The 16999-nt window shown below is 42.5% G+C and carries 9 protein-coding genes; 4 read left to right on the top strand and 5 right to left on the bottom strand.

Translation table 11 applies throughout. The features are described from left to right. Positions 1–11: 11 nt before the first annotated feature. Positions 12–1067, bottom strand: coding sequence for a glutathione S-transferase family protein (locus tag ACWATR_RS19690; RefSeq protein ID WP_460335952.1), 1056 nt, complete (start codon positions 1065–1067; stop codon positions 12–14). 728 nt (positions 1068–1795) lie between these two features. On the opposite strand from ACWATR_RS19690, the gene ACWATR_RS19685 reads away from it, so the two are divergent. After that, positions 1796–3898: a vWA domain-containing protein gene (locus ACWATR_RS19685; protein ID WP_460335949.1), complete on the top strand. Its 2103-nt coding sequence runs from the start codon at positions 1796–1798 to the stop codon at positions 3896–3898. A gap of 222 nt (positions 3899–4120) precedes the next feature. Here the strand turns inward: ACWATR_RS19685 and ACWATR_RS19680 are convergent, their stop codons facing one another. Next, positions 4121–6652, bottom strand: coding sequence for a VIT domain-containing protein (locus ACWATR_RS19680; protein ID WP_460335946.1), 2532 nt, complete (start codon positions 6650–6652; stop codon positions 4121–4123). Positions 6653–6942: 290 nt separating this feature from the next. On the opposite strand from ACWATR_RS19680, the gene ACWATR_RS19675 reads away from it, so the two are divergent. The 3 genes from ACWATR_RS19675 to ACWATR_RS19665 all read left to right on the top strand — a co-directional run bounded on the left by ACWATR_RS19675 (position 6943) and on the right by ACWATR_RS19665 (position 11649). Further along, complete coding sequence (locus tag ACWATR_RS19675) at positions 6943–9648, top strand: AAA family ATPase (protein ID WP_460335943.1); 2706 nt, start codon at positions 6943–6945, stop codon at positions 9646–9648. A gap of 146 nt (positions 9649–9794) precedes the next feature. Beyond that, positions 9795–10139, top strand: a complete 345-nt coding sequence (locus tag ACWATR_RS19670; protein WP_460335941.1) for a hypothetical protein — start codon at positions 9795–9797, stop codon at positions 10137–10139. A 4-nt stretch (positions 10140–10143) separates the two neighbouring features. Next, complete coding sequence (locus ACWATR_RS19665) at positions 10144–11649, top strand: NB-ARC domain-containing protein (RefSeq protein ID WP_460335939.1); 1506 nt, start codon at positions 10144–10146, stop codon at positions 11647–11649. Positions 11650–12035: 386 nt separating this feature from the next. On the opposite strand, the gene ACWATR_RS19660 is transcribed toward ACWATR_RS19665, so the two are convergent. The 3 genes from ACWATR_RS19660 to ACWATR_RS19650 form a co-directional block, all read right to left on the bottom strand. Further along, the gene (locus ACWATR_RS19660; protein ID WP_460335936.1) at positions 12036–14270 is read right to left on the bottom strand and encodes a glycoside hydrolase; all 2235 of its coding nucleotides are present in this window, start codon (positions 14268–14270) and stop codon (positions 12036–12038) included. A gap of 78 nt (positions 14271–14348) precedes the next feature. Continuing rightward, the gene (locus tag ACWATR_RS19655) at positions 14349–14579 is read right to left on the bottom strand and encodes a NifU family protein (RefSeq protein WP_012408256.1); all 231 of its coding nucleotides are present in this window, start codon (positions 14577–14579) and stop codon (positions 14349–14351) included. A gap of 566 nt (positions 14580–15145) precedes the next feature. Further along, entirely contained in the window at positions 15146–16912 is a 1767-nt protein-coding gene (locus ACWATR_RS19650) for an ATP-binding protein (RefSeq protein ID WP_460335931.1), read from the bottom strand. Positions 16913–16999: the final 87 nt, after the last annotated feature.

Raw genomic sequence — 16999 nt, 5'->3', positions numbered from 1 at the left:
TTCAATGTACCTTATAAAGCATTCATTTTGCCGATGCGATCGCGATCGTGTGGTTGATTAAGATAGGACATATCAGGCCCATCGGGAATAATCCCGCCAGGATTGAGTGGGAATAGGTTTCCGTAGTAGTCGTGCTTCACAGTTTCTATGTCGCAGGTGTCAGCAACACCCGGAAGCTGATATAAATCACTTAGGTAAACTCCCAAGTTCTGATAGTCTCGAATTCGCCGCCGATTACATTTAAACAAACCATAGTAGGCACTATCAAACCGAAATAACGTCGTGAATAAACGCACATCTGCGAGTGTGAGATTGTCTCCGCACAGATATCGATTAGTCTGCAATGCTATGTCAATCTCATCAAGAGTTGTAAACAATTCATCACAGGCTTGATTATATGCTTCTTGAGTCTGGGCAAAGCCGCAGCGATATACACCGTTATTTACCGCGTGATAAATCTTCTCATTCCACCAGTCAATTTTCTCTTTGAGTGCTTCTGGGTAAAGATCAAGCGTGGGATTGTTAGCGAACTCGTTAAACTGAGAGTTCAGCATCACGATAATCTCTGAACTCTCATTGTTGACAATGGTTTTGGTTTGGTTATCCCATAAAATGGGAACTGTAAAGCGTCCGCTGTAGCCTGGTTCTGCCCGCTGATAAAATTCCACTAGTGTGCGACAACCTTCTTCTTCTTCGTCGAATATCCAACCGCCTTCAATGGGAGAAGGAGAGACAATACATACTGATATTACCGCTTCGAGTTTTTTAAGCGATCGCACAACCAAAGTTCGGTGCGCCCAAGGACAGCCCAGCCCAACATAGAGTTTGTAGCGCCCAACTGCTGGTGGGTGTGGATTCCCTGACTCTGTACCAATGAACTTCCGAAACTGACTATTAGGACGAATATATGCTCCCGACTTATTGCTAGGAGCAAGCTGGGACATCATTATTTGCCACATAGTCGTCCAGACAAACTTTCCCAGCCAAATGATCAGTTTTGGAGGAAGTGTCCTGCCCTTCTTCTTGGGGAGATTTTTATCGTCATCCATTGGAGTTGAGTTAGTCATGGCGACACTCTTGCTTTAGGAGCGATCGACGTTACCACTGTATGTGGTGTTCAATTGATAATCGGTAGGTTTCCATGCCTACACGCACCTTGAGATTTCTTACTTTACTCTACTACGCTTTGCCTGAACTATTAGACCTCTTGCAAAAGTGCTTTTTGCAAGAGGGGGAAAAGGGTAAAGGTTAAAGGGGAATGGCACTAAGTAAAGATACAGCCCTTGCTGTAACTGGTTCCCAGCCTAGAGGCTGGGAAACCATTCTGGGAGGCTCCGCCTCCAGTAGCTTGACAAGAGGCAGAGCCTCTTTAAATGCATTCCCAGCCTCCAGGCTGGGAACAAGACGACACAAGCCTTTGGGCTTTTCTTAGTGCCATTCGGTTAAAGGGGAAAGGGGAAAGAAAAAACCTTTAACCTTTACCCTTTAACCTTTTCCCCAAACCCAATTCCGAGTTCAAAATGCTTTACCCAAGCAGTATTACCTCCTGCCCCTGCCTCCTTCAACAGATCCCGCTTTGGAACGTAGTCATATCCCCTGATGGTAGACAGGAATGTTTAGTGTTGTATCCGCTACAGTTACCAAAACTGCAACGGTTATGAAATCCCAGGCTGCTCAAGACTATTCTAGGTAAGTGGAAACTTGAAATATCAGCAATCCCGTCTAAAAAGACAGGGCTTCCACACATCCCACGAGGTTTTGAACTGATACACAAATTTAGTGTGAGGATTTAGCCATGTCTTACCCGATTCCGTCCAAAATGTGGCAGCGATTCAGTATTGTGACACTGTTATTATTGATACCGTCAGTAGGAATTGCGATTTTACGTCAGTCTGCTACGGTTGCGGTTCCAGCTAATCAGACACCTTCCAGTTCTACCCCAACAAGCTCCGTTCTACCCAATCACCCTGACTATCAAGCACTCCAGGCATTGGTACAAAAGTATAATTGTGTAGTCCCCGTCCAAAACTTTGGTACTCTTCCTGTAACCCGGACTGAGTTTGCCACCGTCTTGAATGCCTGTGTGAATCGGAGCAATGAGCTAATAGCGACTGACCCCAAGATAGTTACCCAAGGGGATATGAAAACTCTACAACGCTTGCAGTCAGAATTCGCACCGGAGTTAGCAATCCTCAGAAATCAGATAGATGAATTGGAAACTCGTAGTCCCATCACTCCAACTCAGGCTCCCAGAGAACGTACTCAAGCCGAGTCTACCCGAAAAACTCAACCCGTACCCACAGCCCCACTCCTTAGCATTCCCTCTGGCTCATCTCTCCAAGATCAGGTTTCTAACCGCCCTGTAAGCCCTACACGCCAAACTCGTGGCACTATTGGAAGGGTTGCCCCGGAACCACAAACAGGTAGCAGATTCAATACAGAAAACTACAATCGGATTGACGATAATCCTTTTCATCGCGTTGGTAATGAACCCCTTTCCACCTTTTCGATTGATGTAGATACAGCATCCTACAGCAACGTGCGACGGTTTATTACTCAAGGGGAATTACCACCCAAGGATGCAGTGCGAATTGAGGAATTGATCAACTATTTTACCTATAATTATCCCCAACCAAAAGGCGATGCCGACGCTAGGCAGAGCCAACGCCCTTTTTCCGTTACCACTGAAGTTGCTGCTGCTCCCTGGAATCCTCAACACAAGCTGGTACAGGTGGGTTTGCAAGGTAAACGCCTAGAGAGTGAAACCTTACCACCCAGCAACCTAGTATTTCTGATTGATGTCTCCGGTTCTATGGATGATCCCAACAAATTACCCTTGGTGCAACAGTCCCTAAAATTGCTGGTGAATAAACTGCGTCCTGAAGATCGGGTAAGTTTGGTAGTTTACGCTGGGAATGCTGGATTGGTATTACCTGCTACTCCTGGTAGTCAGAAATCAAAGATTCTGGCGGCGATTGACCGCTTGGAGGCTGGAGGCTCTACTGCTGGCGGTCAGGGCATTGAACTCGCCTACAAAATAGCTAAACAAAACTTCCTCAAGTCTGGTAATAATAGAGTAATTTTAGCTACAGATGGAGATTTTAACGTCGGGGTTTCCAGTGATGCCGACCTGACGCGATTAATTGAACAAAAGCGAGATCAGGGAATTTTCCTGACGGTGTTGGGATTTGGCACGGGCAATTATAAGGATGGGAAAATGGAGCAACTGGCTGATAAGGGTAATGGCAACTATGCTTACATCGATACCCTATTGGAAGCCAAAAAGGTTTTAGTTAACGATCTGAGGGGAACTCTGTTTACCATTGCCAAGGATGTGAAAATTCAGGTGGAATTTAATCCGATGAAAGTTCAGGCATATCGCTTGATTGGCTACGAAAACCGCCTGCTGGAAAACCAGGATTTCAATGATGATAAGAAAGATGCAGGAGATATTGGGGCTGGTCATTCTGTGACAGCGCTTTATGAAATAATTCCTACCGGCACGAAAAGCGATGTGAAACTACCAGAGATAGACCCCTTGCGGTATCAGCGTTCTGGTGAAACAGCTTCGGATGCTGCTGGTAATGAGTTGATGCAGGTGAAATTGCGCTATAAATTGCCCCAGGACAGCACCAGTCAACTAATTACCCAAACCATCCAAGATGTTGATTTGAGAGCCGATCAGATACCTTCCACAAACCTGAGATTTGCTGCTGCGGTGGCAACTTTTGGGATGCTGCTGCGTGACTCTGAGTATAAGGGGAATGCTAATTATGATTTGGTGATGAAGTTGGCAACCCAAGGGAAGGGAGAAGACCAGGAGGGCTATCGGGGTGAGTTTATTCGTTTGGTGGAGCAATCTAGGGGTTTGATGACGAGGACGGGAAGTAGGGAGTAGGGAGTAGGGAGTAGGGAGTCAATACTTTTTGGATAAACCCAGCAATCTCTCTTTTGGGCTGGGGAAAGGTTAAAGGGGAAAGGGTAAAGGTAAATTTAAACCCTTTCCCTTTACCCTTTCCCCTTTAACCGAAAAGTATTGAGTAGGGAGTGGTGTACAACCTACACCAAAAAAGCGATCGCCTGTTTGATTGCAGACATCAAAGGCGATCGCTCTCTACTATTATGGTTGAATGCGAAGTGTTAACAGCACTGTACTGGTGAAAGTTTGGGAAGGTAGCCAGGCTAAAAGCGATCGCCTAATTAATTCAATCACCGTCTGTTCCTTCAGCGATGAAGCCTGTTCATCCAGCACCAATTGTCTCACCCGTCCCTGACTAACCTGGAATTCAAACACCAAATCACCACCAAAACCTCTAGGAAGTTGAATTGCTTGCAAGTATTGAGTCAGCAGAGAAATCATCTGCTGATCCAATCCCGTGACGCTCACAATCTGTAAGTGAGGGACAGAAGATTCTTCTTTCAATAAGACCTTTAAATCTTCCAATTGATCATCCACACCCATCTCTTCAAACTGTGGCATCACTTGTTCAGAAAGTGATGACAAGCGGTCAAAATTACTAAACTCATCAACATCTGCAAATCCAAGTTCCGGCTCTGATGCTGGAATATCAGCTTCCATCACCAATGACTCCATATCTTCAAAGCGTGCCATCGGTTTTGCTGGAGCAGGTGCAGATATTGGTAATGGTGGCAGTGGTGCAGATTGTTTCTTCGCTTCTCGGCGACTGCTTACCATTCCACCCCCAGGAGCCGCGCCAGCAGAAATGTTACCAAAAATACCCTCATGGCTGATAGCTTCAGGTATTTCCACAGGTACTTGCACAGATACCGAATCCTCGTTGGGATTGACTCTAACATCATCACTGACGGCAACAAAAGCGGTATATTGCGATAACAGTTGATAAGCCAGAGCCGTATCTGTCACTGCTTCCACACCTCCCTTTGTGTCGCCACTGACCATTTGATTCATTAAATCCTTGATGCGGGAACGTCCCCAAAGTTGAGCAATTCCTTCGGAAAGCTTCTCTTCGAGACGCTGCGCGAACGCTAACGCAGGATTACCTGTTTGTGGAAAATTCAGGTGAAAACTGTGCTGATAACGCCTACCACCCGCAGCAATGCCAGTGATGTGCAACTTTCCAGAATGCGCGTCTGATTTGCGTCCAAATAGCACTAACGGTTGCTCTGCAAATAAATCTGGTGGTGTCGATGGATACATGATTGGGGATTCTCCATCACCTTCCCATTGCAATTGAATATTGGCGAGGACTGGATTATTGATTTTGCGGAAGAATTTTTCTACCACCTCATCTACAGGTTCATCGTGGCGAATAATCCGAGCAATACCCCGTCCTAATTCTGCAATCCGATTGAGTAAGAAACGATTCACCGAACTACCTGCACCAAAGCTATGAAGGCGGGTTCCTGGCTGGAGACGCTGTTTAACTTCTGCTAAAATTTGGTTTTCGTTGCCGATATAGCCATCAGTTAGTAAAACAATATTTCGCAAGCGTCCCGGATTTGTGGCTTTTAAGTTTAAGACAGTGCGAATACCGCCTAACATCTCCGTTCCCCCGCCAGCGTTTAAGCGATTGATATAGTTGATTGCTAATAAACGATTTTGGAAAGTATTGGGAAGAGGAACGGGTGAAAGCTGCTGTGTGGTATCGGAAAAATCAATAATGTTAAAGGTGTCGTCAGGGTTGAGTCCATTGATAAAACGACGCATCAATTCCTGACATTGCATCAGTGGTTCGCCACTTTGAGAACCGGAGGAGTCGATGAGAAACACCATATCTTTGGCGACAATCTCTTCGGGACGGTATTCAAGGGCGGGAATCAGGTATAGTGCAAAGTGTCCACCCCGTTCATCAGCTTGAGTCAGCGTAGTTGTTTGAGTGTTATTACTGCTAACTTGGTAGCGTAAAATTAGGTCTTTGTTGGGTATGGTGTCTCCACCTCCTAATTTGACATTTACTAACTCTCCTTCACGGATGATTTGGATTTGGTGAGAGGGTGAGTTAATATCTTGAATCTCAACGCCAGCATTAATTTCTATGGTGACATTAATATCATGACGCGATCGCATCCCCGACGGTAAAATAGGAGCATTCAAACGCGAAGCATCTGGAACTAAATCAGTATCTTGATTTAAAGTCATGGATGCAATAGCTGAACCACCCCCAACTGCATTTTCTGCAATGGTGATTCCGGGAATGTAACGGGGGCCAACAACCATCGGGAAAACAAATTCGTAATTTCCTCCCTCAAATTTTAGGCTGTCGCTATAGCGAATAATCACATCAATTTGTTCACCTGGCTTGATGTTCGCCAGGGATTGGGTGAAGATATTGTCTCGTTCTTGTTCGAGGAGTCCGGCTGTGTGTCCTTGTTTTCTGGCTTGTTCGTATATTGCTACAGCTTCTTGGCGTTTTTTGATGCTGCCTTGAATTGTGCGATCGCCTATGCGAATCAGCATATCATCAACGGCAGCTTCATCGGGTAAGGGGAAGACATAAACGGCTTCTAGGGTTGTAGTAAAGGGATTTTCAAAGCTTTGGGTAACTTCCACCCGTGAGATGTTACCAGCGATTTTGGCTTTTACTTCAGTGTGTTTAAGGGGAAAAGCAATCTGTTGGTTGGAGTTTTGCAGATATAAACCACTGGGTTGTTGTTCTAGGGTTTGAGTCATAATCTTTACCTGGCGCTTTTGTTTGCTGTCTCTAGCGTAGGTGTGTTTTTCAGTGAGATATGCTCAGTTTTATGCTCAGTTATTGGCTCAGTAGTAAGTTTAAGGTGAAATATTCAGTTTCGTTTAAGCGTATACTAATTTTTTTAGATACTACTTGCAGCCTGTATGATTTTAGTAATATACTCTTGTAATAAAAACTACCTAAAATAAATCAATTAAAATACTTTTTATAGTAAAAATACAGAAGTATACTGAGTAAATATTTATATATCTTAATAAAGATAAAACTTATGCGTCTCGATTCAGTTTTAGTTAGATTTTATAAGTCATTCAATGTTGACTATATGAAGCAACATGATCCTAGAGTGCATAAAAAGCCTTGGGAAATCATTAAAGCCGATGATACTGAAATGTGGTATCCCTATATTCAAGTACCAATAGATCCAAAAATCACAGCTATTGTAGGTGCAAATGAATCAGGCAAGTCTCATCTTTTAAGTGCCATTGAAAAAGCAATTACTGGCTATGCTATTGAATACGACTCTAAAAAACAACCAATTTCTTCAAGGGATTTTTGTCGCTATTCAGAGCGTTTTCTTGTAACTTCTGACAAAAATCGTCTGCCTGACTTTGGTACAGAATGGTCATGTTTATCTGAGATAGAGTGTAAGCACATAAAACAACTATCTGATATTTCTCCAAGCCGTTCATTAGATAGATTTTTTCTTTTTAGGACTAGTGGTAACTTGCTCAGTATATACCTTCCTGAAGATGAGGGAAAATATTCCTCTCATGAAGTTGATCCTCGAAAAGTAGATGAGTTTATAAAAATACTACCAGGAACTCGCAGGCTAAAGAGTAACATAGCACTTCCTTCAAGTATACCAATTCAAAAGCTTGTTCAAAAAGTCAAAGGAAAAGCTGATTGTACTAGATATGAAATACTTTCAAATACTCATCGTCAAAGAATTCGTAAGTTAGTAGATGAGTTTTATAAGAACCCAGAAATATTTAATAATTCTAAAAATCCATATACTTCTAATGAAAATAAAGCATTTAATAATGTAATACAAGAAATTATCAATATTTTATCTGATCCCGATAGTAATTTAAACGAAAAAGATAAAGATAGGCAAGAAGAAGAGGTTAATCTAACTTATCAATTACTCTGTACAATTGCTGAAGTTAATGAGATAAATTTGCTAGATTTAGCTCATTCAATGGAAGCTAATGATGTAGGGTATACACAGGCTATAATAGATAAAATAAATAGACAACTATCGGCAAATCTAAACTTTCCAAACTATTGGGTTCAAGATAGCAAATTTCGCTTACTTATGTCAGCAAAAGATCATAATCTTGAATTCACAATAGTTGACAGGACAGGGACAAAATATTCTTTTGATGAACGTAGTAATGGGTTGAAATATTTTCTTAGTTACTTCATTCAGCATCGCTCATATAAACCTCCAAATAATATCCCTGAAATTCTATTAATGGACGAGCCTGATGCGTTCCTATCCAGTCGAGCGCAGCAAGATTTATTGAAAATCTTTGAGGAAGTTGCAAATTCAGAAGATGGAAAATCAGCCTCTCAGGTAGTATATGTAACTCATTCACCATTTTTGATAGATAAAAATCACGGCGAAAGAATTCGAGTTTTAGATAAAGGAAGTGATTATGAAGGTACTCGTGTAGTAAAAAGTGTATCTAGAAATCACTATGAACCACTGCGTTCTGCATTTGGTGCTTTTGTAGCTGAAACTGTTTATATCAGTCATTGCAATTTAATGGTAGAAGGACCTGTTGATCAAGTCCTTCTTGCAGGAGTATCAACTTACTTGCGTACTTTTGATGTAGCTTCCAAGCGTGAATCACTTGATCTGAACGAAGTGACTATTGTTCCTGCTGAGGGAGCATCAAATATTCCATACTTAACTTATCTAGCTCGTGGACGTGACTCAGAACAACCAGCAGTAATTGTTTTACTAGATAGTGATGATTCCGGTAATAACGCTAAAAAAGAATTAACTAAGAAAGGTTATGGCCCTCGAAAAAAACCACCACTTAAAGAAGAATTTGTCCTGCAAATTGGTGATTTGAGGCAATTAGGTGTTCATTTTCCTGAAACACTTTCAAGTCCGGAAGTTGAAGATTTAATACCAATACCTATTAGTGTTTTAGCTGCTCAAAAATTTGCTTCAGAGGTGCGGGGTATTAGGGAGCGTGACACTAGAGATATTACGGAAGAATTTGTTCAGCAGAAAGTTGAATTAGGCGAAACAATGTTTGATGCGGTAGACGCTTGCGTTAAGCAATGTTCAAAAGATCCACACTATCTTGATAAAGTTGGGTTTGCACGCAGCGTTGTTGAAGTAATTAACTCTTTAAAGAGAGACACAAATCTAGAACTGAAATATACTGACGCTTTAGATAAATTTGAATTCAATTTCAAGATATTATTTCGAGAACTTGACAGACGAAAATCTTTAGCAGAACTTGAGCGGACTAGAGAAAAAGCTTCTCAAAAGCTGAAAGATATTGAAGAAAGTTTTTTCTCTAATCATCCAAATAATGCTAATCGGGAAGATGTTGTACAGTTCTTAGAAAAACTAGAAGCTCTTTTACTTTCAGATGATAGTTTTGATAGTGATGAAATTAGAAAAGGTATAGGATGTCTTAGAAATGATTACCAGCTTAATTTTAATTTGGGCGAACGTGTAGAAAATTATGAAAAATTCAAGCAAGATTTACAACGTCTTAAGTATTCAGGGAAGTTTGCAAGTCAAGAAAAACAGGAAAATTCCCAAATTATTCATGAAGGTAAATTAATTAATTCATCAGGCAACAATCAGAGTTTAGAGTCATCTAAACCTTCTTCATTAGATCATGATGATTCAAAGACTTCTTCATCATCTGAAGCAAAAAATATGAATATTAAAAAATCGAAGAATAAAAATAATATAGGTAACCCTGATTCTACAGCTTCTAGTTAACTTGAAAGCTTCTGTTATTACGTAGAGAGAGTTCAAATACAAATCTTTATCCTTTGCACGATACACAGGCATACTGTTATGAAGATCCAACATAACCCGTAGCTTTGGAAGATTGGCAAAACTGAAACAAAACATTGGTAAATAACATGAATTTGAAATATATCAAAGAAAAATTATTCCCCATAATTAAAGTAATATCTATAGTAGCGATCGCAACTGCAATAGGCTTAGAATTATGGAATATTCAAGCATTAACAACTAACAATCATCTACCTATTATCTTAAATCCAGTTTTGATAATTGCTCACTTGGCATTGTCGGCTCATTTCATTGAAGGAATCATTGCCGCTTTTTATGCACCTGGGAAAAATCATCAGCCAATTCAATATGGAATTTATACTTTTTTTGTGGGTACAATTGGTTTATTAGAATTGTTTGAAAATCATTCTCAGATCCCCGACTTATCTAAGAAGTCGGAATCTAAACCATAGATGTATGTCAAACTCGCTGAAAGCATCAACAGCAGGACTAGCAATTGTAGACAAATCTCGTCAACGTCTAGGTTGGACAAAAACTAGCACGGCGCGTTGGTGGCAAGATGCCCATACCTCTAGAGCTACTTTACGCCGATTTTGGCAAGGCGATCGCATTCAGCGAGAAATTTTCATCGCGATCTGTCAAGCTGTTGGTATTGTCAACTGGGAAGCGATCGCAGAATTATCCCACGCAGACTTAGAACCTATTGCAGACATCCCCACACTTTACCGAGACTGGAATGAAGCACCTGATATCGAAAGCTTCTATGGACGAAATCAGGAATTGGCACAATTAGAAGAATGGATCACCAGTCAAAACTGTAAATTAATCACCATTAACGGTATTGCTGGTATTGGCAAAACCGCCCTAGCACTGGCTTTAGTAGACCGCATTCAGTCAAAATTTGATTGTTTAATTTGGAAATCTCTACAAACTTCCCCATCTCTCATTTCCCTGCTCAATAGCCTCCTAAATTCCTTTGAGCAAGGCGTTGTCCAAAATATTCAACAAGGTACGGCAAAACTTATACAGCAGTTACAAAAACATCACTGTTTGTTGGTATTGGATGGACTAGATGCCATTTTCTCACAAGCAGAAAACCTTAGTTATGGTCAATTTATCCAACAATTAAGTCGGGAACGGCATCAAAGTTGTATTCTCATTACTAGCCGCGAACAACCAAAGAATATCGAAATTAATAGCAAAACATTTCGCTGTTTAAATCTCAAAGGGTTGCCAAAAAAAGCGGCTGTAGAATTATTACAATCAAGGAGATTTTCAGGCAAAGAACTGGGGTTATCAGCATTAATTCAACTTTATCGCGGTAATCCTTTGGCGCTGAAACTGGTAACACCATTGATTCAGTCTGTATTTGGCGGGAATATTGCTGCTTTTTTAAGTCAGAATACTCTAATTGTGGGCGATCGCTTGCGTGTGATTCTCAAACAGCAATTTGAGCAACTTTCTGGCTTAGAGCAAGACATTCTCTACTGGTTGGCTATTTGGCAAGAACCTGTCTCATTTTCTCGATTGCAAACCCATTTACTCATATCCGTTGACCCAGGGATGGTTTTAGAGGGGATTGTGGGGTTGGAAAGGCGATCGCTTTTAGAAAAATGGATCAGCGATTATGAACCCTCATTTACATTGCAACCTCTGGTAATGAAAATAGTGACAGATGAATTGGTGGAACATACTGCCCAAGAGATTCATCAAGTCGTCCAGAGTCATGATATTCGTCATTTCCAGATATTGCGAACCCATTGGTTGCTACGACCGGGTACTGACGATATTGCAGGCGATCGCATTTTAACCCAACTGGAGAAAAAGCTCTGGCGGTTGTATGGTGCAACTCTTCCAGAAATCCTGAATCAGATTTTGTTGTTATTAAAGGGTCAATCTCCTTTAGCAATGGGTTACATCGGGAGCAATCTAGCGATCCTCTCAGGAATAGACTTGGTATGACCCCCAATAGACCTCTTACATATAGCCGTAGCCACATAGGTTAGGACATTTTGAAAACCCCAAGGCTAGGAATAGTAATACTTTTACCTCCTGCCTCCTGCCTCCTGCCTCCTGCCATCAATCAAAAATAAAGAACCCCACCCCGCATTTGAGTAAAGCAAATGCTCCCCTCCCCTTACCAAGGCTACGGTGTACACACAAGTCTGAATTAGCTGATTAACCAGGATTTTACCCCACCCTAACCCTCCCCTTGTAAAGGGGAGGGAACTAGATTTCCTGTTTCCCCCCTTACCAAGGGGGGATTAAGGGGGGTAATTCGACTTGTGTGTACACCGAGGCCTTACCAAGGGGAGGGGTGTTAGAGACTTTTGCAAGAGGTCTAATTTCTAAGGCACTTCAATGGAAATCAAAGCATTTTCTGGCAAATAGTTGGCAAAACGTCCTTCATCCGCAAGCACCAAAATCAGGCGCAGGGAATAATCTGGCGGAACTTGCAAATCTGCCCACGGGACTGCCAATTCTAAACAACTATTTAAAGCTACTTGAGCGCGACTGAAACGGGGTTGCCATTGATAATTGTCTCCGGCTTCCCGAAACTGAATCGATTGTGTCAGCAAGTTAACTTCCAAAAGATGGTGGAAAAGGTAATTCAGTGGGGCTGCATCTGGTACATCTGCCAAGGGAACTGGGCTGTTGACCATTGTTTTTTCTGGATAAAACCACAGCAAATTCAACTCTGCTGGAAAACCCCGCCCTGGTGCAACGCCACCTTTAAAGTCCAGGCGCAAATAGAAATTGAGGTGATCCACCCCATACCAAAGTCGCTGGATGACGCTGCTATTGTGCATCGTCCCCCGCGCCCCGCCGATTTCTATGCGTCCAGCTTTGTCCCAGTCTTGCTCATCACCCTTACCATCAATGACAGGATGAATAAATCCTTGTGGAATGTGGCTTCCCTGTGCTTCATGGATTTCCACTGGTTGCTTGAGATAGGGCGGTACTGGTTCATTTAATGCCTTGTAAATGCCAAACAAGTGTTCTCGAAACAACTGGTCAAAGATGGCATCCTGATTTGATGAGTGTCCTGCACCAAACCACCAAAACCAGTCAGAACCCTCTGCGGCATACAATGCTTCCCACGCTTCTGGGTTGTTTTCTTCCGTCGCTTCGGGATGACTTGCCAGCATAACTCTAGCTTCTGTCAAGTAATCCCAAGCACGATTTTTGGCGGGATCGCCGATCCAAGTTGTGAAGCTCCCATCCACCCAAGAACCACTATGTAATTGTCCTCCGGGAATGGTGGCTGTGGCTGGAAATTCTTCGAGGAATTCGGAGACGGTAACAAGTTTCAGGTGGGGTTCATCACTCAAACTTTGATATAAAGCTTCTAGGAAAGGTTTGCCATCTTGGGGATAAAATTCCCAGCAATTCTCCCCATCCAAGGCGATGGTAACTAGCCAAGGTTGATCACTGTGACTATCTCTTTGCATTTTAGCGATCGCTTGCAAATGTCCCACTAAGTCCGCAGCTGCCTGTTTTGCTGGCATCGCACCGTAGGTAAAGCCAATCAAATCTGATAATCTGTGGTCACGAAACACAATTGACAAATCACCCTCGGCGGTTTGCAAGCGATAGGGTCGGTACAGTAGTTCTGGTTGCTGCACATTCCCCGCCCCATCCCGATGAAAAAAGTGTTTCAGCGTCCACCCTAAGACAGCTTCATCTGAGCATATCCACTTAAACCCTTGGTCAATAATATGTGGAAGTATTGCCGGACTTACTGACTGTTCCGAAGGCCACAAACCACGAGGGATCTGTCCAAAGCGGTCTTTATAAAAGTTCCAAGCTTTCCGTAAGTGGCGGGGAATATCTTCTGCCCACTCAAATCGCTGCTTAGGTAGTGTCATATTTGGCACAGCGACCCGACCGGAGTTAGTATCAGCGAGTAACGGTAAAATCGGGTGAGTGTAAGGCGTGGTGGTAACTTCTAGCTGTCCCGCCTCCTGCATTTTTCGATGTTGAGGGATAATGCGGCTGAGAATTTCTCGCTGTTTGGAATAAATGCGCTGGCGATCGCTTAAAGTAAAATTCCGCCCCTGTTTTAACCAAGTAGCAATTTCTGGGTCATCCCAAAACAGCGGATCGATCCAAGCCAAATTGTGCCAAGCTAGCAAATCGCCATAATCTGGCAACTCCCAATTTGCTAAACACCAAGCTTGCCCTTTTTCCTGCCTTTGCTGGTACAGTTCTGCATAGCGGGGATGGGGGTCAATCAGCGTGTGGTGATTGGCATCGAAAAAGTGTTGAATAACGAATTCCCGCTGTTCCTGGGTGAGTTGTTCATCCGGTGTCAAGCTGGCTGTGAGATAAGGGTCAAAAGCAGTACCAGCAATATAATCTTCCAGTTGCAATATCAACGATGGTACTAAATTCACCGTTTGGTGTAACTTAGGATACCGCTCTAATAGCAATACCAAATCCAAATAATCTTTAGTCCCATGTAAACGTACCCAAGGTAGACGGTACTGCTGACTTGGAGATAGCGAAACGCCGCTGCCAGGAGATTTGTACAGCGGCTGATGTTGATGCCAGATAAAAGCGATGTAAAGAGGATGGGACATAAGAATAGTTAGGAGTTAAGAATGAGGAGTTAGGAGTTGATTCAAAACTCATAACTCCTAACTCCTAACTCCTAACTTTTACACCACTTGTTCAATTTCTGCAATTTCGGGAATCATTTCCTTAAGGCGGCGCTCAATTCCCATTCTCAGGGTCATTGCAGAACTGGGACAAGAACCACAGGCACCTTGTAGGCGCAGTTTTACAACAGGCCCATCGAGTTCTACGAGTTCCACATTGCCGCCATCAGACATAAGATAAGGGCGCATTTCATCTAAGACTGTTTCAACGTTGTCAATTGTGAGTTCCATAGTTTAGACCTGCTAAGTGAATGATGGGCATTGGGAATGGGGCATGGGGCATGGGGCATTGGGCATTGAATAATAATGATCTCTGTGCCAGATGCGGCGTTGCTCATTAACCATTATCCAAAATATTATTTTCCAGCTTTGTTAAATCGATCCTAAATCTAATTGCCGCTAGATTGTCAGGTGTCAGTTTTTAATGACTTTTGACTAAACCACTGCTGGTTTTAGCAACTTGATATTAGATTAGCTGAACAATTTGTTGTGCAAGCCCTCCTACTCTACTTTAGCCTTTAAAGTACTGAGAGAACGCAAGGAGGTGAGAACAAGGAAGGTTTTTTCCCAATACCCCTCAAGAGTGCTGAGTAATCAGTGCTGAGTAATGAGTAATGAGTAATGAGTAGGATTCCTTACTCACAACTCGGAACTATTTTGCCCCATGCCTAATATGGTTATTAAACAATAATTACTAAATAATTACTAAAAAACTTTAAAGCTTAAAACTCAAAACCCAGTATTACCAAGTATCCAAACTCAGCACTCATTACTCATTACTCATTACTCATTACTCATTACTCAGCACTACTTATTGAGTCGCTATCACTAGATGAAACCATAACTGGTTGTTGATACAGTGGCACGGTGAATGTGACTGTTGAGCCAAGTCCTTCGCCTAGACTATAAAAATGTACCTCACCACCCATTGCTTCTACTAACTTCTGGGATATTGCCAGTCCTAAGCCTGTGCCGCCATATTGGCGAGTGCGGGAGCCATCCACCTGAGAGAATAATTGAAACAGTTTATCTTGTTTGTCTAAAGAAACACCAATACCAGTGTCTGCCACACGTACTCTTACCATGCCAGGAAATTCCTGACCTTGAAAGTTCGGCTTCGCTTTTTTCAGTACTAAATCGGCGCTGACGGTGATGCCACCCTCATGGGTAAATTTGATGGCATTACCTACCAAATTGAGCATCACTTGTAGCAACCGTTGGTAGTTACTTTGGACAATGATTTCATCGGAAGTGGCAGGCATTTGCATCCCAAAGCTGAGGTTTCTCATTTCTGCTTGGGGACGCATGAAACTTTCTACATCACTGAATAGCTCATTGAGCTTGACTGGAGCGTAAGCTAGCTCCATTTTACCAGCTTCAATTTTGGCAATGTCCAAAATGTCGTTAATGATATTTAGCAGATGTATGGATAACTGATGAGCTTCTGCCAAAAATTGGTTTTGTTCTTCTGGGTCATCTGCCATCCCTTCCAAAATCAGCTTCAAGAAGCCAATCATGCCGTTGAGGGGGGTACGAATTTCATGGGATACATTAGCCAGAAACTCGCTTTTGAGGCGGGAAGCTTCTTCGGCTTTTTGACGCGCTGCTTCTAATTCTTTATATAAAGTAGCATGTGCGATCGCAGTTCCCAATTGATCTGCTGCTTCTTTTGCTAGTTCTAATTCCGATTCTGTTAATGTGTAGCACTCATCCTGCCAATTCAAGGCAACCAATCCATTTGCTTGGTCTTGATAGCAAGTTGCAACCACTAAAGTTTTCTGCCGTCCAGACTCTTTATATCCAGGCACTTCCATCACAACTGGTTCTAGGGTTGCCAAGGCTTGAGCAAAAGCAGGCTCAGAAACTATATCTATTTCTGAGCCAAGCATTGATTTGAGTTCTGGCTGGCGATACTCAGCTTTCACCTGTACTTTTGAGCTAGAGGGCTGATAAGGACAAATAATACAGCGCTCTAGCCGCAGTGCTTTCCCCAAGCTGTCAACTGTTTGCTGCCAAATAATATCTAAATCCAACGTCCGGCGAATATTTCTGGTAATGCGATTTACCAGTTTTTGGTGTTGCTGTGAACGTAAAGCCAACTCTATTTGTGTGGGCGTTTTTGATGCCACGCGCACTTGTTTTTTGTTGAGTGTCGCTTGCACTAAGCGTCCCATCACTAAAACTGTAGTGGCAGTTGTTCCCAAACTCGGCATAATCGGACTAATCACTAAGTCCAACTCAAATAATTCCTGGTGATAGCTAAACCAGCACTGAAACCTTTCTGGTATCAAACCCGTCAAAATTCGGTGCAATCGTTCCAAATAAGTAACCTTATCCACCGGAGCAAAGGTTTGGGACTGGTTCAGCTCGTCAACTATTTTTTCAGTATTTAACCCCAGGAGTTCGCTGTGCTGCCAATAAAAGGTCAGATAGCGCCCTGCCCCATCTTGCGTATACACCAACTCTGCTCCTAGAGCTGGTAATGAGCCATCAGTCTTACTGGTAATAGATTCCAGATTTTGGGAAAATACATTTGGCAATTGGGAATTGGCAGTAATAGTCATTAATTGAGTTGGATAGACAAAGGGTGTCCGACCGTAATTTTACTAAAGCCGTTAAAATTTATGCATAAACTTTTACAGCTTTTTTGT

The organism is Nostoc sp. UIC 10890, from assembly GCF_054786515.1.
This window is presented reverse-complemented; position numbering and strand designations above follow the sequence as displayed.